A 21,897-nucleotide genomic window follows, 5' to 3' on the forward strand; every position below is an offset into this window, starting at 1 on the left:
CTTCCGCCGGATCGGCGGTGCCGGCATCCTCCCGGGAGGGGTTCGAAATGTGGGACGAACGGAGCCACGGCATGGCTGATGCGTCGCCACAACAGTGTGGCGAAATTAATACGGATTGCCCCTGGAGCCACGACGGAGCGACGCGCAGCGGCAGAGTGTATGCGCCTTCCGCGACATCATGATTGGCTGCTGGCGCGGGCGGCGGGACCGATCGACGGCGCGAGAAAATACATTATCTTTCCGCTCTTCCTCATCCAGAGATCAGAATGTCCAACACGCCCGTCTTCGCCTCGGCCGCCGTCGCGGCGCCCCATCGCCTTGCAGCCCAGGCCGGTCAGCACGTCCTGGCACAGGGTGGAAATGCGATCGAGGCGATGACCGCCATGGCCGCCGCCATCGCGGTGGTCTACCCGCACATGAACGGCATCGGCGGCGACGGCTTCTGGCTGGTACGCGAACGCGGCGGGCGGGTGCGCGGCATCGAGGCCTGCGGCCCGGCCGGCCGGAACGCCACCATCCAGCGCTACCGGGAGAAGGGCTACGCGGTTCTGCCGTCGCGCGGACCGGATGCGGCGCTGACCGTGGCGGGTGCCATCGGCGGTTGGCGTCTCGCTCTCGACCTATCGAAGGCACTCGGCGGCCGGTTGCCCCTGGGCACGTTGCTGGCGGACGCGATCCGTCACGCCCGTGACGGCGTCGCGGTCTCGCCGTCCGAGGCGCGCTACGTGCCGAAGGAACTCGACACGCTCCACGATCAGCCGCATTTCGCGGAGACCTTCCTCGACGGCGGCAAGCCCTTCGCGGCCGGCGCCGTCCGCAGGCTGCCGGCGCTGGCCGCCACCCTGGAGCAACTGGCCCATGCCGGCCTCGACGATTTCTACAAGGGTGACCTCGGGCGGGAGATCGCCGCCGATCTCGACCGGCTCGGGGCGCCGGTGACCCGGGCCGACCTCGAGGCTTACGCCCCCCGCGAACGCGCGCCGCTGTCGATCCGCCGCCGCGATGCCACGCTCTACAACTTTCCGCCACCGACCCAGGGGATCGCCGCGCTGCTGATCCTCGGCATCTTCGACCGCCTGCGGATCGACCGGCCCGAGACCACCGCGCATTACCACGGGCTGATCGAGGCGACGAAGCGCGCCTTCGCCATCCGCGATCGGATCGTCACCGACTACGACCGCCTGACGGTCGATCCCGCCAGCTACCTCACGCCGGAACGGCTGGACCGCGAGGCGGCACAGATCGACATGCGCCGGGCGGCGAGCGTCCCCCTGCGCAATCCCGGCGAGGGCGACACGGTGTGGATGGGTGCCATCGACCGCGACGGCCTCGCGGTGTCCTACATCCAGTCGATCTACTGGGAATACGGCTCCGGCCTCGTCCTGCCGAAGACCGGCATCCACTGGCAGAACCGAGGCACCTCGTTCTCCCTCGACGCCGAGGCGGTGAACCCGCTGGAGCCCGGGCGGCGGCCCTTCCACACCCTGATCCCGGCGCTGGCCTGCTTCGACGACGGCCGCGTGATGTCCTACGGCAGCATGGGCGGCGACGGGCAGCCGCAATTCCAGTCGCAGATCTTCGCGCGCTACGCCGATTACGGGATGGACCCGGCCGCCGCCGTCGACGCCCCGCGCCTGCTCTACGGCCGGACCTGGGGTGCCGAATCCCTCAGCGTGAAGGTCGAGGACCGTTTCGATCCGGCCTGCATCGCCGAGTTGCGCAAGCTCGGCCACGAGATCGAAGAACTCGGTGGTGCCTACATCGACTCCCTCGGCCATGCCGGCATGCTGGTGCGTCACCCAAGTAACGGCTCGGTCTCGGCCGTGCACGATCCGAGATCCGACGGTGGGTCCGAGGGGCTGTAACTTCCGCTGATCTTCACGGTCGGGTTGCGCCGGAAAGATGAGCACAGCATCGACTTGCTGATTTCAGAGGCCTGGCATCATCCTTGCGATTGGCGACCGTCGCAAGGAGCGAATAATGGATACGACCCTCTCCCGCCAACGCTGGCTGCAACTCGGCCTCGGACTGGTCGCCATGATGGCGATCTCCAGCCCGCAATATGTCTGGACCCTCTTCACCAAACCGCTGATCGCGACGACCGGCTCGACGCTGCCGCAGATCCAGTGGACCTTCACGATCCTGATCGTGCTGCAGACCTTCTTCTCGCCGGTGCAGGGCTACCTGATCGATCGCTTCAGCCCCAAGCTGATGATCGCGCTCGGCGCCGCCCTGTCCGGCCTGGGCTGGGTCCTGGCCGCGCGGGTCGACACGCTCATGGGCGTCTACGCGACCTACGGCCTGTTCTGCGGCCTCGGCACCGGCATCGTCTATGTCGGCATCGTCGGCCTGATGGTGAAGTGGTTTCCCGACCGGCGCGGCTTCGCCGTCGGCGTGGTCGCCGCCGGCTACGGCATGGGCGCCATGCTGAGCACCTTCCCCATCAGCGACATGCTCGCGGCCGACGGCTATCGCCACACCCTCACGGTGTTCGGCGTCGTGCTCGGTGCGATCGGCGCCCTGGCAGCCCTGGGCCTGCGCGCCCCCCGTGCCGGCGAGGTGCTGCCGGCGCCCGCCGTCAACCTCTCGACCTGCGTGCACGACACGGCCCCGAAGGCGATGCTGCGGACACCGCTGTTCTGGCTGATGTTCGCCATGATGACGATGATGTCGACGGGCGGCCTGATGGTGGTGGCCAACTTCGCGTCCTTCGCCCGCGACTTCGGCGTCGCCGACGCGATCATCTTCGGCTTCGTCGCCCTGCCCTTCGCGCTCACCTTCGACCGCATCACCAACGGCCTGACCCGTCCGTTCTTCGGCTGGGTCTCCGACCGGATCGGGCGCGAGAACACCATGGGCATCGCCTTCGCGGCCGAGGCGGCGGCGATCGCCCTGCTCCTGGTCTTCCGCGAGAATCCCTACGCGTTCGCGCTCCTCTCCGGCGTGGTCTTCTTCGCCTGGGGCGAGATCTTCTCGCTGTTTCCGTCGATCCTCACGGACACGTTCGGGACCAAGCACGCGACGACGAATTACGGCTTCCTCTACATGGCGCAGGGCATCGGCTCCCTGTTCGGCGGCCCGATCGCGGCCTGGATCTACGCCGTGCAGGGCTCGTGGCTGCCGGTCTTCGCGATCATCATCACCCTCGACGTGCTGACCGCGATCCTCGCCTACTTTGTGCTCAAGCCGATGCGTCGGCGCTGGCTCGGGGAAACCGAAGCCTCGGGGCTGGTGGGCAAGCCGGCCCTGGCCTGAACCGTCGAGGCTCGCGCCGATCGACAAGTGCGCGGACGGGGTAACCCGTCCGCGTTCTGCTGGGCGGGTTCCCAATCAGGGCGGAAGGGTGATGGGCCGCGGCGGCCCGCCTTCCGGCGGCACCCAGTCCTGCGCGTTCCTGAGGCGGATGCCGCTCGCATGCAGGCTCGATCGCCAGATCGGGGCGAGCGGCGTCAGGCGCGCCACGATGCGGAGGTCGACGCCTTCCGCGGCCAACGCCGCTGGCAGATCCCGGATCGTCTCGCGGCCATCCGGAACGACCGTTCGGTGCGAGACCCAGGCGCCCGGATCGCCGGTCGGCACGAAGGTGGCGGCCGGCATCCGGTAGCGCTGGATCGTCCCGGACGTGATCCGGTCGGCCCAGGCCGCCTCGACATAGGCGACGGCGCGGACCGAGACGTCGCCGAACCACGTCGCTCGGTCTTCCGGCGTCGTCTCGGCTCTCGGCCAGATCACGATCCGGGGGCAGTCGCGCGGGAACAGGTAGAGCAGGCTGTGCGCGGCATCGATCGCCCAGACCAGCGGACCGTTCAGCCAGGCCAGTTCCGGGCCGCGCGCGATGCCGACGCGCACGGGGCGCGGTTCGAAGACCCGGACGTCCGGGTCCTCGCTGAAATGGAACAGGGGCGCGCCCAGTGCGTGGGCGTCGCGCGGGATCACCGCGCGTTGCGGAACACCTGCAGGTCGAGGTCGCGGACCTTCTTGCGCAGGGTGTTGCGGTTCACACCGAGCAGTTCGGCTGCGCGGATCTGGTTGCCGCGGGTGGCGGCCAGCGCCGCGCCGATCAGCGGCCCCTCGATCTCGCGCAGGATGCGATGATAGAGGCCGGGCGGGGGCAGCGTGTCGCGGTAGCCACCGAAATACTCGGCGAGGTGGCGCTCCACCGCCCCCGACAGCGTCTCGGCCTCGCCGCTCGGCTTGCGCCCGCCCGCCGTGCCGTTCTGCTGGCTCTGCGCCAGCGGCAGGGTGTCGAGCTCCGCCTCGATGACCGGGCCGGTGATCGTCTCTTGCGGGTAGAGGGCGGCGAGGCGCCGCACGAGATTTTCCAACTCGCGGACGTTGCCGGGCCAGCGGTAGCGCTTCAGCCGCTCCATCGCTTCGCCGTCGAGCTGTTTGCGGCTCAGGCCCTCACGCTCCACCAAGACGAAGAAGTGGCGGATCAGATCGGGCACGTCCTCGGAGCGTTCCCGAAGTGCGGGAAGCCGAAGCGGCACCACGTTGAGCCGGAAGAACAGGTCCTCGCGAAAGATGCCCTGCTGGATCGAGACCCGCAGGTCCTTGTTGGTGGCCGCGATGATGCGGACATTCGTCTTGATCGGCACCCGGCCGCCGACGGTGGTGTACTCGCCCTGCTGCAGCACGCGCAGGAGGCGCGTCTGCGCCTCCATCGGCATGTCGCCGATCTCGTCGAGGAACAGCGTGCCGCCCTCGGCCTGCTCGAAGCGGCCGGCCGAGCGCGACAGCGCGCCGGTGAAGGCACCCTTCTCGTGGCCGAACAGTTCCGATTCGATGAGGTCGCGCGGGATGGCGGCCATGTTCACGGGCACGAACGGGCCGGTGCGGCGGCGGCCGTAATCGTGCAGCGCGCGGGCGACCAGTTCCTTGCCGGTGCCGGATTCGCCGGTGATCATCACCGTGAGGTCGGTCGGCATCAGCCGGGCCAGGGCCCGGTAGATCTCCTGCATGGCCGGCGAGCGCCCGACGAGCGGGATGTCCTCGTTGCCCGGGTCGGTGCCGGCGGGGGCCGTGCCGCGCGGGCGGGACAGGGCGCGCCCGACGATGGCGATCAGCTCCTTCAGGTCAAAGGGCTTGGGCAGATACTCGTAGGCGCCCCGCTCGGAGGCGCGGATCGCCGTCATGAAGGTGTTCTGCGCGCTCATGACGATGATCGGGAGTTCGGGGCGCACGCGCTTGATGCGCGGCAGCAGGTCGAAGACGTTCTCGTCGGGCATCACCACGTCGGTGATCACGAGGTCGCCCGCCCCCTCGGCGACCCATCGCCAGAGCGTTGCGCAGTTGCCGGTCGAGCGGACCTCGTACCCGGCCCGCGACAGCGCCTGGTTGAGGACGGTGCGGATGGCGGCGTCGTCATCCGCGACGATGATGTGTCCGTTGGGCATGACGCGACTCTACAGCTCCGCGGACGATTCGCGCCCATCGCGGGCGCTCGACATGGGGAGAAGAAGACGAAAGGTGGTCCGGCGCGGGACTGGATCGCACTCGACGATCCCACCGTGATCGCCGATGATCTTGGCGACCAATGCAAGTCCGAGGCCGGAGCCCTGCGCCTTCGTGGTGACGAAGGGATCGAACAGGTCGGGCAGGAGGTCCGCCGAGACGCCGGGGCCGTTGTCGCGCACCGCGACCTCGATGGGCAGGCTGACCCGCTCGCGCGAGCCCGGCACCTGGAGGCGCAGGCCCGTGCGGAAGGCCGTCGACAGGGTGATCTCGCCGTCGACCGCATCGGCCCCGATGGCCTCCGCGGCGTTCTTCACGAGGTTCAGGATCACCTGCACGAGCTGGTCGCGATTGCCGAGGACCGGCGGCAGCGAGGGGTCGTAGGTCTCCACGAAGCGGATGTGGCGGGCAAAGCCCGACTGCGCCGAGCGCTTCACCTGGTCGAGCACCCCGTGCACGTTGACCGAGCCGCGCTCCACCGGGCGCTCGTCCCCGAACAGCTCCATGCGCTCGACGATGCGCACGATCCGGTCGGACTCGTCGCAGATCAGCCGGGTCAGGAGGCGGTCGTCCTCGTTGCCGGACTGTTCGAGGAGCTGCGCCGCTCCCCGGATGCCGGCGAGCGGGTTCTTGATCTCGTGCGCCAGCATGGCGCCGAGCGCCACCATCGAGCGGGCCGCCCCGCGATGGGTGAGCTGCCGGTTCATCTTGTCGGCGATGGTGCGCTCCTGCAGCATCAGCACCACCGCGTCCTCGTCGTCGCCCAGCGGCGTCGCGAACACGTCGACGCTGCGCTCGAGCCCCGAGCGCGGCTGGACGAGCTCGACCCCGTACTCGCTGACGCTGGCACGCCGCCGCCGCACCTCCGCCACCAGGGCGATGATCGGCGAGGCGAAGGGGATGATGTCGGAGAGGCGCCGCCGCTGCATCAGGCGCGCGGAATGATCGAAGAACGTCTCGCCCGCGTGGTTGACGTGGAGGATGTGGTCGTTGGCGCCCACCGTCAGCACCGGTAGCGGCAGGGCGTTGATCACCGCTTCGTTGGTGGGGGCGGTGTCGGTCCGCGCGTCCCCGGTCCGGCCCGGTGTCGGCTTGCCAGAGCTCATGCGGCCTCCCCGATGGTCTGCGGCATCGCCCCGTCGCGTCGGCCCGTGAAGGCGCGCGCCAGGAGCGCGGTGGCGATCGCCGGGTCGGTGGTGGTCAGAAGCTGCATCCGCGCCTCCGGGTCGAGGCCGCCGCCGGCCTCGGCATAGGCCGCGAGGTGCTTGCGGGCGTGGCGCACGCCCATGCGCAGGCCGTAGAGGGCGAGCAGCCCCTGGTAGTGCTCCACCGCCAGGGCCGCCATCTCGGCGCCCGTCAGCGCGGGCGCGGGCCGCCCGGCGAGGCCGGCCGCGAGGGCGCCGACGAGCCAGGGCCGGCCCAGAGCGGCCCGCCCCACCATGAGCCCGGTGGCACCCGAGCGGGCGAGGCAGGCCCGCGCCTCCGCCAGCGTGGTGATGTCGCCGTTGGCGATGACCGGGATCGCCACCGCCTCGACCACGGCCCGGATCGCACCCCAGTCGGCCCGGTCCTTGTAGAATTGCTGCCGGGTCCGGCCGTGGACCGTCACGGCGTTCAGCCCGAGCCCCTCGGCCCGCCGGGCGAGTTCCGGCGCGTTGAGGTTGGCGTGGTCCCAGCCGAGGCGCATCTTCACCGTGACGGGAATGCGCACCGCGCCGCGCACGGCCGCGAGGATGCGGGTCGCTCCCTCGATGTCGCGCATCAGTGCCGAGCCAGAGGCGACGCCGGTGACGACCTTGGCCGGGCAGCCCATGTTGATGTCGACGACGTCGGCGCCGTTCGCTTCGGCGATGCGCGCGGCCTCGGCCATCGGCTCCGGCGCGCATCCGGCGAGCTGCACGATGTGGGGATCGACGCCGCTGCCCTCGGCGCGCAGCCGTGCCTCCTGATCGCCGCGCGCCAGTTCGGCGGCGGCCACCATCTCGGAGACGACCGCGCTCGCCCCGAGGCGGCGCGCGATGCGTCGGACGTGCAGGTCGGTGACACCGGAGAGCGGCGCCAGGAGGACCGGCACCGGCCGGCGGCCATCGGTCGACGGCGAGTCTCCAACGGCCCTCGCCGCCCGAAGAAAGCTCAAATAATCATCAGCGCACATTGTGCTCAACAAATAGACAAAATGGCCCGCGGTGCAAGCGATTCCGTGGATTTGATTTCAGCTTCTCCCGCGCTTAAACGACAGACCACCCCCATCGGCGGGTTGCCAGGGCCTTCGCAACGCGGACGCGCGGTGACGTGTCGGTGCGTGGATCCTCACACACCCGAAGCGCGGGAGCATACGCATGTCCGGCACCGCGTGGAATGCGGCAGCGGTGGTTGTCGCGGCCGGCCGCGGCATCCGCATCGGCGGCGACACCCCGAAGCAGTACCGCCGCGTCGGCGGCCAGGCCGTGCTCACCCGGACCCTGGCGGCGCTCGCCGCCCATCCAGGCATCGCCCGTATCCAGCCCGTGATCGCGCCCGACGCCGCCGATTTCTACCGCGCCTGCCTCGACGACCTCGACGCCGCCACCCGGGACAAGCTCGCCGAGCCGGTCCGCGGCGGGGCCACCCGCCAGCAATCGGTCCGCGCCGGGCTCGAAGCCCTGGACGGAGCCGCCGCGCCTGATCTCGTCCTCGTCCACGACGCCGCCCGCCCGCACGTGGACGTGGCCCTGATCGAGCGTGCGCTGGTCGCCGGGCGTGACCATGGCGCCGCCGTGCCGGGCATCGCCGTCACCGACACCATCAAGGTGGTGGAGGATCTCGGCGACGGCACGGGCCGTGTGCGCGAGACGCCGCGGCGCGAGGGCCTGCGCGCCGTCCAGACGCCCCAATCCTTCGCCTATGGCCCCTTGCGCGACGCCCACCGCCGGGCGGCCGACGCCGACCTGCACGCCTTCACCGACGACGGCGCCCTGGCCGAATGGGCCGGCCTGCCCGTCGTCGTGTTCGAAGGCGACCCGCGCAATCGCAAGATCACCCAGCCGGCCGACCTGATCGAGGCCGATCGCGGCTTCTCCGGCCAAACGCCCACCGCCCTGAACGAGGCCCATTCCATGACCACCTATGTCACCCGCCTCGGCACCGGCTTCGACGTCCACGCCTTCACGGAAGGCGACCATGTCTGGCTCGGCGGCGTGAAGATCCCGGCCGACCGGGGCGTGCTGGCCCATTCGGACGGCGACGTCGCCCTGCACGCCCTGACCGACGCGCTGCTCGGTGCCATCGCCGACGGCGATATCGGGACGCACTTCCCACCGAGCGACGAACAGTGGCGCGGTGCGGCCTCCGACCGCTTCCTGGCGCACGCGGTGGAACTGGTGCGGGCTCGTGGCGGCAAGATCGACCATCTCGACATCACGGTACTGGCCGAGGCTCCGCGCATCGGCGCCCATCGCGAGGCGATCCGTGCCCGCATCGCCGAGATCGCCGGCGTGCCCCTGAGCGCGGTCTCGATCAAGGCCACCACTACGGAAAAGCTCGGGTTCGTCGGCCGCGCCGAAGGCCTCGCAGCCCAGGCCGCCGCCACGGTGCGCCTGCCCGAGGTGACGGCCGAGCTGAACGCCGCCGACGAGACGGCCGAGCGCCGCTCGTGATCGACGATCCCGCCCTGCTCGCCCGGGCGGAGGCACTGGTCGCCGCCTACGCGGCGGCGGGGTTGACGCTCGCCACGGCGGAATCCTGCACCGGCGGCCTCGTCGCCGGCCTGCTCACCGCGATTCCGGGCTCCTCCGCAGTGGTCGAGCGCGGCTTCGTGACCTACTCGAACGCGGCGAAGGCCGAGAGCATCGGCGTGCCCGCCGACCTCATCGCCACGCACGGCGCGGTGAGCATGGAAGTGGCCCGGGCCATGGCCGAGGGCGCCCTGGCGCATGCCCGCGCCGGCGTCGCCGTGGCGATCACCGGCATCGCTGGTCCCGGGGGCGGCAGCGCCGACAAGCCGGTCGGCCTCGTGCATTTCGGTCTCGCGACACGGGGGGCTCCCGTGCGCCATCGCGAGCGCCGGTACGGCGATCTCGGCCGCACCGCGATCCGCCGCCAGGCGGTGGGCGATGCCCTGGGCCTGCTCGAATCGGTCCTCGCGCCGACGTCTTGAAACTGACACGCTTGGCCGTCAGGTTGCGGATCACGGCGCCGCGTTCCGCGCCGGGTTCGTCCTCGAACCGTTGGGGAGGCCGCATGATATTGGTATCGATCGCCTCTCCGGCCCGCCCGCGCGCCTTGCGCCTGCCGGCCTGACGCCGCCGCGCGCCTGAGCGCGCCGCGCCCGTCTCCCTCGTATCTCGTCCATCACAACGGCAGGCCGCGTGCGGCTGCCGCCTTCGGAGCCGGTGCTCGATTGGCGCCGTGATCGCCCCATGATTCTCGACCGCCTGAACGGCGCGGAGGCCTATCGGGCCGTCCTCGCGTTCCTCGTTCGCCAATGGCGGACCCGTCTGCCGCTGCTCGCCGGCGTCGTCGCGGCGATCGTCGGCTCGACCCTGGCCGACGTGTTCCTGCCCCTGTTCGCCGGGCGCCTGGTCGACGCGCTCTCGGCCGCCGACCGCGACGCGGCCCGGTGGGACGCGTTGATGGCGTTCGCCGCGATGGGCGGCCTCGGGGTCGTCACCCTGGGGCTGCGCCACGTCGCCTGGGCGCTGGTGGTGCCGCTGACGCTCTCGACCATGCAGGCCGTGGCGCAGGCCGGCTTCCACCGCGTGCAACGCCTCTCCACGGATTGGCATGCCAACAGCTTCTCGGGCTCCACCGTGCGCAAGGTCTCGCGCGGGATGTGGGCCCTCGAAGGGCTGAACGACACGCTGCTGCTGGAATTGCTGCCGGCCTTCACGGTGCTTCTCGGCACCATGATCCTGCTCGGCCTGCAATGGCCCGTGATGGGACTGGTGATCGGCCTCGGTTCGCTGATCTATCTCGGCATCGTCGTGATGCTCGCGACGCGGGTCATCGCCCCCGCGGCCCAGCTCTCCAACGTCTGGGATTCGCGCCTCGGCGGCGCGCTCAGCGACGCCGTCGGCGCGAACGCGGTGGTGAAGGCCTTCGGCGCCGAGGCCCGCGAGGATGCGCGCCTGGCGCGCCTGCTGGGCAAGTGGAACCGGCGGACGCACCGGACCTGGATGCGGATCACCTGGAGCATCACGGCGCAGTTCGTGCTGCTCCTCGCCCTGCGCACCGCCATCGTCGGCACGGCGCTCTGGCTCTGGTGGACGGGGGCGGCGACCCCCGGCGACGTGGCCTACGTGCTCACCACCTACTTCGTGGTGCACGGCTACCTGCGGGACATCGGCGGTCAGATCAACCGGGTGCAGCGGGGGGTGAACGAGATGGAGGAACTCGTCGCCCTCGAGGCCGAGCCCTACGATGTCGCGGACCGGCCGGGCGCCACGGCGCTCGTCGCGAAGGGCGGCGACCTGCGGTTCGACCGCGTCACCTTCCACTATCGCGGGCACGCGACGCCGCTGTACCGCGACCTGTCGGTGCATATCCCGGCCGGGCAGCGGGTCGGACTCGTCGGCCGGTCCGGCTCCGGCAAGACGACCTTCGTCAAGCTGGTGCAGCGCCTCTACGACGTCACCGGCGGCCACGTCCGTATCGACGGGCAGGACGTGGCCGGGGTGACGCAGGCCTCCCTGCGCGCGCAGATCGCCATCGTGCCGCAGGAGCCGGTGCTGTTCCACCGCTCGCTGGCCGAGAACATCGCCTATGCACGGCCCGGCGCCACGGCGGAGGAGATCGCGCGCGCGGCCCGCCTCGCCAACGCGCATGACTTCATCGCGCGCCTGCCCGGGGGCTACGCCACCCTGGTCGGCGAGCGCGGCGTCAAGCTCTCGGGCGGCGAGCGCCAGCGAGTGGCGCTCGCCCGCGCCTTCCTGGCCGACGCGCCCCTCCTGATCCTCGACGAGGCCACCTCCAGCCTCGACTCGGAATCGGAGGCGCTGATCCAGGAGGCGATGGAGCGGCTGATGCGCGGGCGCACCGCCATCGTCATCGCGCATCGCCTCTCCACCGTGCGGGCCCTCGACCGGATCCTCGTCTTCGACGGTGGCCGCATCGTCGAGGACGGCACCCACGCGGACCTGGTCGCCCGGCCGGAGGGGCGCTACCGCGCCCTGTTCGAGCGCCAGGCCGGCGGGGTGGTGGAGGCGTGAGACGCGCGCGGCGCGTGCTGTTCGTGTGCAGCCGGAACCGGCTGCGCAGCCCCACCGCCGAGCAGGTCTTCTCGGCCGAACCGGATGTGGAGGTCGCCTCGGCGGGGACGGATGCGGCGGCCGACGAACCGGTCTCGGCGGAATGGCTGGCCTGGGCCGACCTGATCGTCGTGATGGAGGGCCGGCACAGGGCGCTGCTGCAGCGCCGCTTCCGCGCCAGCCTCAAGCACGCGCGGCTCGTCTGCCTCGACATCCCCGACGTCTACGGCTTCATGGACCCGGACCTCGTGCGGCTGCTCCGTGCCCGGGTCACGCCGCACCTGCGCTGAAGCCGCGTGCCGCGTCTCAGGCCGCGCCGTAGACCCGGTTCGCCCGCGCCTCGAAGGCGTCGGTGAACTTGCGGAAGGCGCGGTCGAACATCGTGCCCATGAGCATCCCGAGCGTCCGGCTCTTGAACTCGTAGGTGATGAAGAAGTCGACCGTGCAGCCGCCGCCCTCGGCCTCCTTGAAGGCCCAGCGGTTCTCGAGGTGGCGGAACGGACCGTCGATGTACTCGGCGACGATGCGCAGGCTATGCGGATCCAGGGTCACGCGCGTGGTGAAGCGCTCGCGGATCGCCTTGTAGCCGACCCCCATCTCGGCCACGAGCACCTCCGTGCCGTCCGCCCCCGGCTGGCGGCGCAGCACGCGCAGGGATTCGCAGAGGGGCAGGAAGTCCGGGTAGCGCTCCACGTCGGCCACGAGGTCGTACATCTGGCGCGGTGAGTGCCGCACCGCGCGGGTGATCCGGAATGAGGGCATCGAGACTCTAAGCGTTGGCGATGCGGGCGAGACGGGCCGCCTTCAGCTTTGCGAAATCCTCACCGGCGTGGTGGGAGGAGCGGGTCAGGGGCGTCGCCGAGACGAGCAGGAAACCCTTGGTGTAGGCGGTGGTCTCCAGGCCCTTGAATTCGTCCGGCGGCACGAAGCGCACCACCTCGTGGTGCTTCTTCGTCGGTTGGAGGTACTGGCCGATGGTGAGGAAGTCGACATCGGCGGAGCGCAGGTCGTCCATGAGCTGCACGACCTCGTTCCGCTCCTCGCCGAGGCCGACCATGATGCCGGACTTGGTGAAGATGGTCGGGTCGAGTTCCTTCACGCGCTGGAGCAGGCGCACGGAGTGGAAGTAGCGGGCACCCGGGCGGACCGTGAGGTAATTGCCCGGCACGGTCTCCATGTTGTGGTTGAACACGTCGGGACGGGCCGCGACCACGACCTCGAGAGCGCCGGCTTTCCGCAGGAAATCCGGGGTCAGCACCTCGATGGTGGTGGCGGGGCTGCGCGCCCGGATCGCCCGGATGGTGCGGGCGAAGTGCTCGGCGCCGCCGTCGGCGAGGTCGTCCCGGTCCACCGAGGTGATGACCACGTGGTGGAGGCCGAGCTTGGCCACCGAATCCGCGACGTTGTCGGGCTCCGACGGATCGAGCCCCTCGGGCAGGCCGGTGCGCACGTTGCAGAAGGCGCAGGCCCGCGTGCAGGTGTCGCCCATGATCATGAAGGTGGCGTGCTTCTTCTCCCAGCATTCGCCGATATTGGGGCAGCCGGCCTCCTCGCAGACCGTGACGAGCCCGTGCTCGTGGACGATCTTGCGGGTGTCCTCCCAACCCTTCGAGCCGGGCGCCTTCACGCGGATCCAGTCGGGCTTGCGCTGGATCGGCTTGTCGGGCCGGTGCGCCTTCTCGGGATGGCGCGGGCGCTGATCGTTGCGAAGCAGGTCGAGGACGACGGCCATGACAATCCACGGGATTCGCCCGCGACAGGCCGGCGTATCCCCCGACTTAAGCCGTGACGTCCCCGACCGCAAACCCGCCGCGACGGGATGGCGCGACAGGGTCCCGTGTTCGTCAGGCGCCCTGTGGATCAGTATCGGCGCCCGGCGATCGCCCGGTAGATCGTGATGATGATGACGGCCCCGACCGTCGCCGAGATCAGGTTGCGCCAGAACCCGAAGACCGGGATGTGCAGCTTCTGGGCGAGGTAGTTGCCGAGCAGGCCGCCGAGGATGCCCATCACGATGTTGGCGATGAGGCCCATATTCGCCGCCGTGAAGCGCTCGGCGAGCCATCCCGCCAGCGCCCCGATCACGATCGCCATGACCAGGCCGACGCCGGGCTGACCCAGGGCGCCGTAGACGTGTCCATCCATCCCGCGTGTTCCTCTCTGCGGTGCTCGACCCGTTGTCGGCCGGCGCTCAGGTGTCCCCGAGCGGCGCGGGTTTCAAGCGGAGGGGTGTCCGTCGCATCCGGCACCGCACCGGATCAGGTGTGGATCACCTTCCCATACGCATCCAGCACGCTCTCGTGCATCATCTCGCTGAGCGTCGGGTGCGGGAAGACCGTGTGCATCAGGTCTTCCTCGGTGGTCTCCAGGTTCATGGCCACGACGTAGCCCTGGATCAGCTCGGTGACTTCGGCGCCGACCATGTGGGCGCCGAGCAGCTGGCCGGTCTTGGCGTCGAAGACGGTCTTCACGAGGCCGTCCGGCTCGCCGAGCGCGATGGCCTTGCCGTTGCCCGCGAAGGGGAAGCGGCCGACCTTCACGGCGAAGCCCTGCTCCTTGGCCTTGGCCTCGGTGAGGCCGACGGAAGCGATCTGCGGCTGGCAATAGGTGCAGCCGGGGATCTTGGCCTTGTCCATGGCGTGGGTGTGCAGGCCCTTGATCGTCTCCACGCAGAGCACGCCCTCGTGCTCGGCCTTGTGGGCGAGCATGGGCGGGCCGGCGACGTCGCCGATGGCATAGATCCCCGGCACGTTGGTGCGGCCGAGGCCGTCCGTGACCACGATCCCGCGCTCGATGGTGACGCCGAGCGTGTCGAGGCCGATGCCCTCGATGTTGCCGACGACGCCCACCGCCGAGATCAGCTTCTCGGCGCTCAGTTGCTGGGACTTGCCGTCACCGGTCTCGATCGTCGCCGTGACGGCATCGGCGGACTTCTCCACCTTCGTCACCTTGGCGCCGGTGAGGATCTTGATGCCCTGCTTCTCGAAGCGCTTGCGGGCCAGCCCGGCGATCTCGGCATCCTCCACGGGCAGGATCTGCGGCAGGAGTTCGATCACCGTCACCTCGGCGCCCATGGTGCGATAGAACGAGGCGAACTCGATGCCGATGGCGCCCGAGCCGATGACGAGCAGGCTCTTGGGCATCGTCTCCGGCACCATGGCCTCGTAATAGGTCCAGATCTGGCGTCTGTCGGGCTCGATGCCCGGGATCGCGCGGGGCCGCGCGCCCGTCGCGACGATGATGTGCTTGGCCGAATACGCGCCCGCCGCGAGGGCGCCCTTCGGGGCCGGCGCGCGGGTGGTCTCCTTCACCGTGACCTGTCCCGGCTGGTTGCCCTTGGCCGCGGACGTGACCGTGGCCTCGCCCCAGATCACGTCGACCTTGTTCTTCTTCAGGAGCATGCCGACGCCGCCGTTGAGCCGGGTCGAGACCCCGCGCGAGCGCTTGACGATGGCCGCCGTGTCGAATCCGACCTTCTCGGCCGACAGGCCGTAATCGGAGGCATGCTGCATGTAGTGATAGATCTCGGCCGAGCGGAGCAGGGCCTTGGTGGGGATGCAGCCCCAGTTCAGGCAGATGCCACCGAGATGCTCGCGGTCCACCACGGCGGTCTTGAACCCGAGCTGTGCCGCCCGGATCGCCGCCACGTAGCCGCCGGGGCCGGCGCCGATGATGAGGATGTCATAGGTGTCGGCCATGTGCGCTCCTACGCCCCTTTCCCGCATGGGAAGGGGCCGGGTGGGTGATTGCCGGGCTCGGGGACGGGTCAGTGGGCTCCGGTCACACCAGCATCCCCATCGGGTTCTCGATCAGCGCCTTGAACGCCGAGATCAGCTCGGCGCCGAGCGCCCCGTCGAGCACCCGGTGATCGCAGGAGAGGGTCGCGGTCATCACCTGGGCGACGGCCGGGGCGCCGTCGCGGACCACGATGCGCTTCTCGCCCGCGCCGACCGCCAGGATCGAGGATTGCGGCGGGTTGATCACGGCCGTGAAGTGCTTGATGCCGAACATGCCGAGATTCGAGACCGACGTGACGCCGCCCTGGTATTCCTCGGGCTTCAGCTTCTTGGCCCGCGCCCGGGCGGCGAAGTCCTTCATCTCGTTGGAGATGGTGGAGAGCGTCTTCTGGTCGGCCCGGCGGATCACCGGCGTGAACAGGCCGCCGTCGATGGCCACCGCCACGCCGACCTCGGCGTTGTTGAAGCGCAGGATCCGGTCCTCGGCCCAGACCGCGTTGGCCGTCGGCACCCGCATCAGGGCGAGACCCATCGCCTTGATGACGAAGTCGTTTACCGAGAGCTTGAACAGCGGCTTGCCGTCCTTGGTCGTGCCGGCGCTCTTGTTCAGCTGCTCGCGCAGGGCCATCAGGGCGTCGAGCTCGCAATCCACCGTGAGGTAGAAGTGCGGGGCGACCTGCATCGCCTCGGTGAGGCGCTTGGCGATGGTCTTGCGCATGCCGTCGAGGGGCACCTCCTCGAAGCTGTCCTTCGCGTAGAAGCCGCGGACCTGATCCGTGGTCAGGCCAGCGGGGGCCGCCGCCTTGGCGGGCGCGGCCTGTGCGGGGGCCACCTGCGGCGCCTCGGCGGGCTTCGGCGCGGTGGCCGGGGCGGCCTTGCCGGTGCCGGCGGCCAGCGCCGTGCGGACATCGCGCTCGATCACCCGGCCGCGAGGGCCGGAGCCCGTCACGGCGGCGAGGTCGACGCCCTCCTGCTTGGCGATGCGGCGGGCCAGCGGCGAGGCGAAGATGCGCCCAGCCTCGGCCGCGGGCGCGGCGCTCCGGGGGGCGGCGCCCTGACCTCCCGCGGACTTGGCACCGTCCGGCGCCTCGTTGACCCGGGCGTAGGACATCGTCCCACCGCCGGGGGTGGCGTTCTCGCTCGGAGCCTCGGCCTTGGCGTCCGCCTTCGGCGCCTCGCCGCCGCCGGGGGCCTGGACGCTGGCCGGATCCTCGCCATCCGCCGCGATGATGGCGATGAGGTCGTTCACCGGCACGTCGGCGGTGCCCTCGGCCACCAGGATCTTGGCGAGCACGCCCTCGTCGATGGCCTCGACCTCCATCGTCGCCTTGTCGGTCTCGATCTCGGCGAGCACGTCGCCGGACTTCACCGCGTCCCCCTCCTTTTTGAGCCACTTGGCGAGGTTGCCCTTCTCCATCGTGGGCGACAGGGCGGGCATCAGGACGTTGATCGGCATGGGGTGAAATCCTGATCGTCAGCGGGCGGTGTCGGGGGAGCGGCGGTCAGTTCAGAATCGGTGCGTCCGGGTCGAGGCTCTCGGCCTCGAAGCCGGCGCTGATGCGCGCGAAGGCTTCGTCCTCGGACATCTCGGTCTCCAGCGCGTAGACGCGCGCCGCCTGACGGGCCAGATCCGCCAGCAGGCGGCCCCAGGTGGCCGGATCGTCGAAGGAGCGGCGCAGGGCGATGCTCACCGCGCCGTCGACGACGCTGGCGCGCAGCACCTCGATGCCACCGTTCTCGATGGCATCCGGCGGGGCGGAGAGTTCTTCGAATTTGTCAGTCATCATCTCGTCTCCGGTCTCTCCCCGACACGGGGAGAGTTGGAGGTGAACGCGTGCGGCCCTCAGCGGTAGCAGACCGCCTTCACCGCCTCGATCACCTCGGCGACGTTGGGCAGCGCCAGCTTCTCGAGGTTGGCGGCGTAGGGCATCGGCACGTCCTTGCCGGTGACGCGCAGGACGGGGGCGTCGAGGTAGTCGAAGGCATCGACCATCAGGCGGGCCGAGATCTCGGCGCCGATGCCCGATTGCGGGAAACCCTCCTCCACGGTGACGCAGCGACCGGTCTTCTTCACCGATTCCACCACCGTGTCGGTGTCCATCGGGCGCAAAGTCCGCAGGTCGATCACCTCCGCCTCGATGCCCTCTTCCGCGAGCGCCTGCGCCGCCTTCAGGGCGTAGGTCATGCCGATCGAGAAGGACACGATCGTCACGTCCTTGCCCGGGCGATGGATCCGCGCCTTGCCGATGGGCAGCACGAAGTCGTCGAGCTTCGGCACCGGGAAGGTCTGGCCGTAGAGGATCTCGTTCTCGAGGAAGATGATCGGGTTCGGGTCGCGGATCGCCGCCTTCAGCAGGCCCTTGGCGTCGGAGGCGGTGTAGGGCGCGATGACCTTGAGGCCGGGGACGTTGGAGTACCAGGCCGAGTAGTCGTGGCTGTGCTGGGCGCCGACGCGGGCGGCCGCGCCGTTGGGACCGCGGAACACGATGGGGCAGCCGAGCTGGCCGCCGGACATGTAGAGGGTCTTGGCCGCCGAGTTGATGATGTGGTCGATTGCCTGCATGGCGAAGTTGAAGGTCATGAACTCGACGATGGGGCGCAGGCCCGTGAAGGCGGCGCCGACGCCGATGCCGGCGAAGCCGTGCTCGGTGATCGGGGTATCGACCACCCGGCGTGCGCCGAATTCCTGCAGCAGCCCCTGCGTGATCTTGTAGGCGCCCTGATACTCGGCGACCTCCTCGCCCATCACGAAGACGTCCTCGCTCCGGCGCATCTCCTCCGCCATGGCGTCGCGCAGGGCCTCGCGCACCGTGGTCGAGACCATCTCGGTGCCCTCGGGGAACTCCTCCATCACGGGCGCGGGCGCCTTGCTGGTGATGGTGGCGGGGGCGGCCGGGGCCTTCGGCGCGTCGTCGCCGGTCTTGGCGTTCGGGGCCGGCTTCTCGGCCTGACCCTCGGCCTGCATGTCGGGGGCCGGGGCCGGCTGCGCGGACGACGCGGCCTTCGGCGCGCCGTTGCCGGCGGAGGCCGCCGAGACGTCCTCGCCCTCGGCGGCGATGATGGCGATGGGCGTGTTGACCTTCACGCCCTCGGTGCCCTCCTCGACGAGGATCTTGGCGAGCACGCCCTCGTCGATGGCCTCGACCTCCATCGTCGCCTTGTCGGTCTCGATCTCGGCCAGCACGTCGCCGGATTTGACCGGATCACCCGCCTTCTTCAGCCACTTCGAGAGCTTGCCCTCCTCCATGGTCGGGGAGAGGGCGGGCATCAGGATGTCGGTCGCCATGGAATACTCGTCGATCGAGGATGAGGCGGTCAGCCCGTCGAAGGCGGGGACACGGCCGCGGGCGCGGCGCGCGGCCCCCGTCTCCGGCGCATGAGGGGGTTCAGGCGCGGGCTTCCAGCAGGATGTCGGTCCACAGCTCGGCCGGATCCGGCTCGGGATCATGCGTGGCGAACTCGGCGGATTCGTTCACGGTCTCGCGTACCTTGGCGTCGGTGGCCTTGAGCTCGGCCTCGGGCACGCCGTGCATCTCGATCAGGCGCTTGCGCACCATCTCGATCGGGTCGTGCTCCTCGCGCATCTTCGAGACCTCGTCCTTGGTCCGGTACTTGGCCGGGTCGGACATCGAGTGGCCGCGGTAGCGGTAGGTCTGCATCTCGAGGATGTAGGGTCCCTCGCCCGAGCGGGCATGGGCGATCGCCCGGGTCGCGGCCTCGCGCACGGTGCGGACGTCCATGCCGTCCACCTGTTCGCCGGGAATGCCGAAGGAGATGCCGCGCTTGGAGAAGTCGGTCTGGGCCGAGGCCCGGGCCACCGAGGTGCCCATGGCGTAGCGGTTGTTCTCGATCACGTAGACCACGGGCAGCTTCCACAGCTGCGCCATGTTGAAGCTCTCGTAGACCTGGCCCTGGTTGGCCGCGCCGTCGCCCATGTAGGTCAGGCTGACGTTCCCGTTCTTCCGGTAGGCGTCGGCGAAGGCGAGGCCGGTGCCCAGCGACACCTGCGCGCCGACGATGCCGTGGCCGCCGAAGAACTGCTTCTCGCGGGAGAACATGTGCATCGAGCCGCCCTTGCCGCGGCTGTAGCCGCCGCGCCGTCCGGTGAGCTCGGCCATCACGCCCTTGGGGTCCATGCCGCAGGCCAGCATGTGGCCGTGATCGCGGTACCCGGTGATGACCTGGTCGCCGTCGACCGAGGCCATCTGCATGCCGATGACGACGGCCTCCTGGCCGATGTAGAGATGGCAGAAGCCGCCGATCAGGCCCATGCCGTAGAGCTGGCCGGCCTTCTCCTCGAAGCGCCGGATCAGCAGCATCTCGTGATAGGCGTGGAGGTCTTCCTCGCGGGTGAACTGAGGGGCGTTCGGGGCCGGCGCGTGGATTTCGGTCGCGCCCGCGGACTTCCCGCCGCCGGATCGCTTCGCCCCTGCCCGGCTAGTGTCGGAAGCGGCTTGGCCTGCATCCTTCGCGGCATCCATCGGCAACTCCCCGGGAACATCTGTTCACCCGGGGTTCTAGGACACGCCTTGGGGGAAAGCGAGGCCGCCGGCCCGACAGAACGGGCAAGTTGTCAGCTACGAAGCGGCTGAGCCGACGAAGGGTTTTCGCCTTCGGGCCGCCTCAGGGATCGATGATCACCACGTCGTTGGCGTGGACGCGGCCGAGCATCACGCGGGCACGTTCCTCGAGGAGGTCCCGGTCGATCTGGTCGCTGCGCAGCAGGGCGACCCGATGCTCCCAGATCGCGCGGTCGGCCTTGGCGGCGGCGAGGTCCTGGTTGAGCGCCCGCGCCTGGACCTTGAGGGCGCGCTTGGCCTCGAGTCCGCGGTTGCCGCTCTCGGCCTGATGCACGAAGAAGCCCACGACGAGGCCCGACACGGCGTAGAGGCCGAGGGGCATCAGGACAGCACGGACGCGACGACGGACCACCATGCCGGCACGATGCACGCACAGGGTTAAGGAAGTGCTGACGCCGCGGGTGCCGGCCGCCCTGCGGAAGGAATCCGGCCGATGATGCGCTTCGACCTCGTCGATCTCTCGCTGTTCCGGCACGTGGTGGAGGCGGGATCGATCACGCACGGCGCCGCGCGCGCCAACCTCGCCCTGGCCGCAGCCTCCGTGCGCATCCGCGCGATGGAGGAGACTCTCGGGGCGGCGCTGCTGACGCGCGGGCGCCAGGGTGTGGTGCCGACGCCGGCCGGGCGGTCGCTCCTGGCCCATGCGCGCGGGCTCCTCGACCGGATCGACCGGATGCAGGAGGATCTCGCCGCCTTCTCGGGCGGCACGGTGGGGCAGATCCGCCTCGTCTCGAACACCAACGCCCTCACCGAGTTCCTGCCCGAGGTGCTGAGCGCCTTCCTCGCCCGCCAGACCGGGGTGAGCGTCGACATCGAGGAACGGACCTCGGACGAGATCGTCGGGCTGGTGGCCGAGGGCTCGGCGGATCTCGGCATCGTCGCCGGCACCGTCGATACCGGCGCCCTGGAGACCTACCCCTTCCGGCAGGACCGCTTCGTGATGGTGGCAGCGACCGGGCACGCCCTGTCGGCGCGGGGGTCGGTGGCCTTCGCGGAGGTGATCGAGCACCCGCTCGTCGGCCTCGACCGGACCAGCGCGCTGACCCGCTTCCTCGCCGACAAGGCCGCGCGCACGGGCCGCCCGCCGATGCGGCTGCGGGTACAATTGCGCAGCTTCGATGCGATCTGCCGGCTCGTGGCCTGCGACGTGGGCCTCGGCATCGTGCCCGAGACCACCGCGGCCCGGGCGGCCCGCACCATGCCGCTCGCCATCGTCCCGCTGGAGGATGCCTGGGCCCTGCGCGACCTCACGATCTGCCTGCGGTCGCTCGCCGACCTGCCGCGGTTCACGCGGGATTTTGTGGCTCACCTGCGCGGCTGAACCCGCTTTCGCACCCCGGGGGCTCCCATCCGGGGCGCAGCTTCGGTACAAACCGGCTCGGGTCCCTGTTCGGGGTGCCATCGTTCGGGGGAGTTCGCCGGCCACATGCAGGATTCGACGTCCTCCGCGCCCGACACCGCCCTGGTCGATCCCGACGTCCATGTGGAGAGCTTTCGGCAGGCCCGCGAGGCGCGCCGGCTCGAACTCGTCGAGGATTACGTCGAGCTCATCGCCGACCTGATCGGCGATGGCGGCGAGGCGCGCCAAGTGGACATCGCGGCCCGCCTCGGGGTGGCCCAGCCGACGGTCGCCAAGATGCTGAAGCGCCTGGCCGAGGACGGGCTGGTGCAGCAGCGGCCCTACCGTGGCGTGTTCCTCACCGAGGCTGGGCAGGCCCTGGCGGTGCAGAGCCGCGAGCGCCACCGCATCGTCGAGCAGTTCCTCTGCGCCCTCGGGGTCAGCCCCGAGATCGCCCGCCGCGACGCCGAGGGCATCGAGCACCACGTCAGTGCCGAGACCCTGGAGGCGTTCCGGCTGTTCACCGCCCGATCCGCCTGACGCAGCGCCACGGCGAGCGGGCT

21 protein-coding genes are annotated in these 21,897 nt (G+C 70.2%); 8 read left to right on the plus strand and 13 right to left on the minus strand.

Going from position 1 to position 21,897, the window contains the following annotated elements; all coding sequences use genetic code 11:
• The first annotated feature begins 266 nt into the window (after positions 1 to 266).
• Positions 267 to 1,865, plus strand: a complete 1,599-nt coding sequence (locus tag ASF49_RS15695) for a gamma-glutamyltransferase family protein (RefSeq protein WP_056474727.1) — start codon at positions 267 to 269, stop codon at positions 1,863 to 1,865.
• A gap of 115 nt (positions 1,866 to 1,980) precedes the next feature.
• Positions 1,981 to 3,255 (plus strand): oxalate/formate MFS antiporter, encoded by a 1,275-nt coding sequence (gene oxlT, locus ASF49_RS15700; protein WP_056474730.1) that lies wholly within the window; start codon positions 1,981 to 1,983, stop codon positions 3,253 to 3,255.
• Positions 3,256 to 3,330: 75 nt separating this feature from the next.
• On the opposite strand, the gene ASF49_RS15705 is transcribed toward oxlT, so the two are convergent.
• From ASF49_RS15705 to dusB, 4 genes are read right to left on the minus strand one after another with little or no spacing between them, the layout of a single operon-like run.
• Entirely contained in the window at positions 3,331 to 3,936 is a 606-nt protein-coding gene (locus ASF49_RS15705) for a DUF6886 family protein (protein WP_243214566.1), read from the minus strand.
• Complete coding sequence (ntrC, locus tag ASF49_RS15710) at positions 3,933 to 5,396, minus strand: nitrogen regulation protein NR(I) (protein WP_056474739.1); 1,464 nt, start codon at positions 5,394 to 5,396, stop codon at positions 3,933 to 3,935. Before ntrC ends, ASF49_RS15705 begins: the two co-directional genes overlap by 4 nt.
• 9 nt (positions 5,397 to 5,405) lie before the next feature.
• The gene (locus tag ASF49_RS15715; protein ID WP_056474744.1) at positions 5,406 to 6,560 is read right to left on the minus strand and encodes a two-component system sensor histidine kinase NtrB; all 1,155 of its coding nucleotides are present in this window, start codon (positions 6,558 to 6,560) and stop codon (positions 5,406 to 5,408) included.
• On the minus strand, positions 6,557 to 7,609 hold the full coding sequence (dusB, locus tag ASF49_RS15720; protein ID WP_056474747.1) for a tRNA dihydrouridine synthase DusB: 1,053 nt from the start codon (positions 7,607 to 7,609) through the stop codon (positions 6,557 to 6,559). Before dusB ends, ASF49_RS15715 begins: the two co-directional genes overlap by 4 nt.
• A gap of 184 nt (positions 7,610 to 7,793) precedes the next feature.
• Here dusB and ASF49_RS15725 point away from each other — a divergent pair, with 184 nt between their 5' ends.
• The 4 genes from ASF49_RS15725 (at position 7,794) to ASF49_RS15740 (ending at position 11,968) form a co-directional block, all read left to right on the plus strand.
• The gene (locus tag ASF49_RS15725; protein WP_056474750.1) at positions 7,794 to 9,089 is read left to right on the plus strand and encodes a bifunctional 2-C-methyl-D-erythritol 4-phosphate cytidylyltransferase/2-C-methyl-D-erythritol 2,4-cyclodiphosphate synthase; all 1,296 of its coding nucleotides are present in this window, start codon (positions 7,794 to 7,796) and stop codon (positions 9,087 to 9,089) included.
• Positions 9,086 to 9,589 (plus strand): CinA family protein, encoded by a 504-nt coding sequence (locus ASF49_RS15730; protein WP_056474753.1) that lies wholly within the window; start codon positions 9,086 to 9,088, stop codon positions 9,587 to 9,589. Before ASF49_RS15725 ends, ASF49_RS15730 begins: the two co-directional genes overlap by 4 nt.
• A gap of 262 nt (positions 9,590 to 9,851) precedes the next feature.
• Positions 9,852 to 11,639: an ABC transporter ATP-binding protein gene (locus ASF49_RS15735; protein ID WP_056474756.1), complete on the plus strand. Its 1,788-nt coding sequence runs from the start codon at positions 9,852 to 9,854 to the stop codon at positions 11,637 to 11,639.
• Positions 11,636 to 11,968 carry a low molecular weight protein tyrosine phosphatase family protein gene (locus ASF49_RS15740; protein ID WP_056474759.1) on the plus strand — a complete coding sequence of 111 codons (333 nt, stop codon included), beginning with the start codon at positions 11,636 to 11,638 and terminating at the stop codon, positions 11,966 to 11,968. Before ASF49_RS15735 ends, ASF49_RS15740 begins: the two co-directional genes overlap by 4 nt.
• 16 nt (positions 11,969 to 11,984) lie before the next feature.
• On the opposite strand, the gene ASF49_RS15745 is transcribed toward ASF49_RS15740, so the two are convergent.
• The 9 genes from ASF49_RS15745 to ASF49_RS15785 form a co-directional block, all read right to left on the minus strand.
• Entirely contained in the window at positions 11,985 to 12,440 is a 456-nt protein-coding gene (locus ASF49_RS15745) for a type II toxin-antitoxin system RatA family toxin (protein WP_056474762.1), read from the minus strand.
• 7 nt (positions 12,441 to 12,447) lie between these two features.
• A complete protein-coding gene (lipA, locus tag ASF49_RS15750) occupies positions 12,448 to 13,410 on the minus strand; it encodes a lipoyl synthase (RefSeq protein ID WP_056474765.1) in 963 nt (320 codons plus the stop codon).
• Positions 13,411 to 13,538: 128 nt separating this feature from the next.
• Positions 13,539 to 13,823, minus strand: coding sequence for a GlsB/YeaQ/YmgE family stress response membrane protein (locus ASF49_RS15755; protein ID WP_056474768.1), 285 nt, complete (start codon positions 13,821 to 13,823; stop codon positions 13,539 to 13,541).
• Between the two features lie 113 nt (positions 13,824 to 13,936).
• On the minus strand, positions 13,937 to 15,376 hold the full coding sequence (gene lpdA / locus ASF49_RS15760; protein WP_056474771.1) for a dihydrolipoyl dehydrogenase: 1,440 nt from the start codon (positions 15,374 to 15,376) through the stop codon (positions 13,937 to 13,939).
• A gap of 82 nt (positions 15,377 to 15,458) precedes the next feature.
• Positions 15,459 to 16,871, minus strand: coding sequence for a pyruvate dehydrogenase complex dihydrolipoamide acetyltransferase (locus tag ASF49_RS15765; RefSeq protein WP_056474774.1), 1,413 nt, complete (start codon positions 16,869 to 16,871; stop codon positions 15,459 to 15,461).
• 46 nt (positions 16,872 to 16,917) lie between these two features.
• Positions 16,918 to 17,199: a DUF5076 domain-containing protein gene (locus ASF49_RS15770; protein ID WP_056475531.1), complete on the minus strand. Its 282-nt coding sequence runs from the start codon at positions 17,197 to 17,199 to the stop codon at positions 16,918 to 16,920.
• A 59-nt stretch (positions 17,200 to 17,258) separates the two neighbouring features.
• Positions 17,259 to 18,701: a pyruvate dehydrogenase complex E1 component subunit beta gene (locus ASF49_RS15775; protein ID WP_056474777.1), complete on the minus strand. Its 1,443-nt coding sequence runs from the start codon at positions 18,699 to 18,701 to the stop codon at positions 17,259 to 17,261.
• A 100-nt stretch (positions 18,702 to 18,801) separates the two neighbouring features.
• Entirely contained in the window at positions 18,802 to 19,896 is a 1,095-nt protein-coding gene (gene pdhA, locus ASF49_RS15780) for a pyruvate dehydrogenase (acetyl-transferring) E1 component subunit alpha (protein WP_056474786.1), read from the minus strand.
• A 142-nt stretch (positions 19,897 to 20,038) separates the two neighbouring features.
• Positions 20,039 to 20,350, minus strand: coding sequence for an FtsB family cell division protein (locus ASF49_RS15785; RefSeq protein WP_056474790.1), 312 nt, complete (start codon positions 20,348 to 20,350; stop codon positions 20,039 to 20,041).
• A 78-nt stretch (positions 20,351 to 20,428) separates the two neighbouring features.
• Here ASF49_RS15785 and ASF49_RS15790 point away from each other — a divergent pair, with 78 nt between their 5' ends.
• Positions 20,429 to 21,316, plus strand: a complete 888-nt coding sequence (locus ASF49_RS15790; protein WP_243214567.1) for a LysR substrate-binding domain-containing protein — start codon at positions 20,429 to 20,431, stop codon at positions 21,314 to 21,316.
• A gap of 105 nt (positions 21,317 to 21,421) precedes the next feature.
• Positions 21,422 to 21,874, plus strand: coding sequence for a manganese-binding transcriptional regulator MntR (gene mntR, locus ASF49_RS15795; RefSeq protein WP_056474791.1), 453 nt, complete (start codon positions 21,422 to 21,424; stop codon positions 21,872 to 21,874).
• Positions 21,875 to 21,897 lie beyond the last annotated feature (23 nt).

The sequence above is a fragment of the Methylobacterium sp. Leaf104 genome (assembly GCF_001422885.1).
Lineage (GTDB): Bacteria > Pseudomonadota > Alphaproteobacteria > Rhizobiales > Beijerinckiaceae > Methylobacterium.

What these genes read in the sequence shown, in the direction of transcription:
- ASF49_RS15725 (WP_056474750.1), top strand. Translation starts at nt 7,794, where the DNA reads ATGTCCGGCACCGCGTGGAATGCGGCAGCGGTGGTTGTCGCGGCCGGC.
- ASF49_RS15785 (WP_056474790.1), bottom strand. Translation starts at nt 20,350, where the DNA reads ATGGTGGTCCGTCGTCGCGTCCGTGCTGTCCTGATGCCCCTCGGCCTC.
- ASF49_RS15770 (WP_056475531.1), bottom strand. Translation starts at nt 17,199, where the DNA reads ATGACTGACAAATTCGAAGAACTCTCCGCCCCGCCGGATGCCATCGAG.
- ASF49_RS15695 (WP_056474727.1), top strand. Translation starts at nt 267, where the DNA reads ATGTCCAACACGCCCGTCTTCGCCTCGGCCGCCGTCGCGGCGCCCCAT.
- ASF49_RS15755 (WP_056474768.1), bottom strand. Translation starts at nt 13,823, where the DNA reads ATGGATGGACACGTCTACGGCGCCCTGGGTCAGCCCGGCGTCGGCCTG.
- oxlT (WP_056474730.1), top strand. Translation starts at nt 1,981, where the DNA reads ATGGATACGACCCTCTCCCGCCAACGCTGGCTGCAACTCGGCCTCGGA.
- lipA (WP_056474765.1), bottom strand. Translation starts at nt 13,410, where the DNA reads ATGGCCGTCGTCCTCGACCTGCTTCGCAACGATCAGCGCCCGCGCCAT.
- ASF49_RS15790 (WP_243214567.1), top strand. Translation starts at nt 20,429, where the DNA reads ATGATGCGCTTCGACCTCGTCGATCTCTCGCTGTTCCGGCACGTGGTG.
- ASF49_RS15735 (WP_056474756.1), top strand. Translation starts at nt 9,852, where the DNA reads ATGATTCTCGACCGCCTGAACGGCGCGGAGGCCTATCGGGCCGTCCTC.
- ASF49_RS15715 (WP_056474744.1), bottom strand. Translation starts at nt 6,560, where the DNA reads ATGAGCTCTGGCAAGCCGACACCGGGCCGGACCGGGGACGCGCGGACC.
- ASF49_RS15765 (WP_056474774.1), bottom strand. Translation starts at nt 16,871, where the DNA reads ATGCCGATCAACGTCCTGATGCCCGCCCTGTCGCCCACGATGGAGAAG.
- dusB (WP_056474747.1), bottom strand. Translation starts at nt 7,609, where the DNA reads ATGTGCGCTGATGATTATTTGAGCTTTCTTCGGGCGGCGAGGGCCGTT.
- pdhA (WP_056474786.1), bottom strand. Translation starts at nt 19,896, where the DNA reads ATGGATGCCGCGAAGGATGCAGGCCAAGCCGCTTCCGACACTAGCCGG.
- ASF49_RS15775 (WP_056474777.1), bottom strand. Translation starts at nt 18,701, where the DNA reads ATGGCGACCGACATCCTGATGCCCGCCCTCTCCCCGACCATGGAGGAG.
- ntrC (WP_056474739.1), bottom strand. Translation starts at nt 5,396, where the DNA reads ATGCCCAACGGACACATCATCGTCGCGGATGACGACGCCGCCATCCGC.
- ASF49_RS15745 (WP_056474762.1), bottom strand. Translation starts at nt 12,440, where the DNA reads ATGCCCTCATTCCGGATCACCCGCGCGGTGCGGCACTCACCGCGCCAG.
- mntR (WP_056474791.1), top strand. Translation starts at nt 21,422, where the DNA reads ATGCAGGATTCGACGTCCTCCGCGCCCGACACCGCCCTGGTCGATCCC.
- lpdA (WP_056474771.1), bottom strand. Translation starts at nt 15,376, where the DNA reads ATGGCCGACACCTATGACATCCTCATCATCGGCGCCGGCCCCGGCGGC.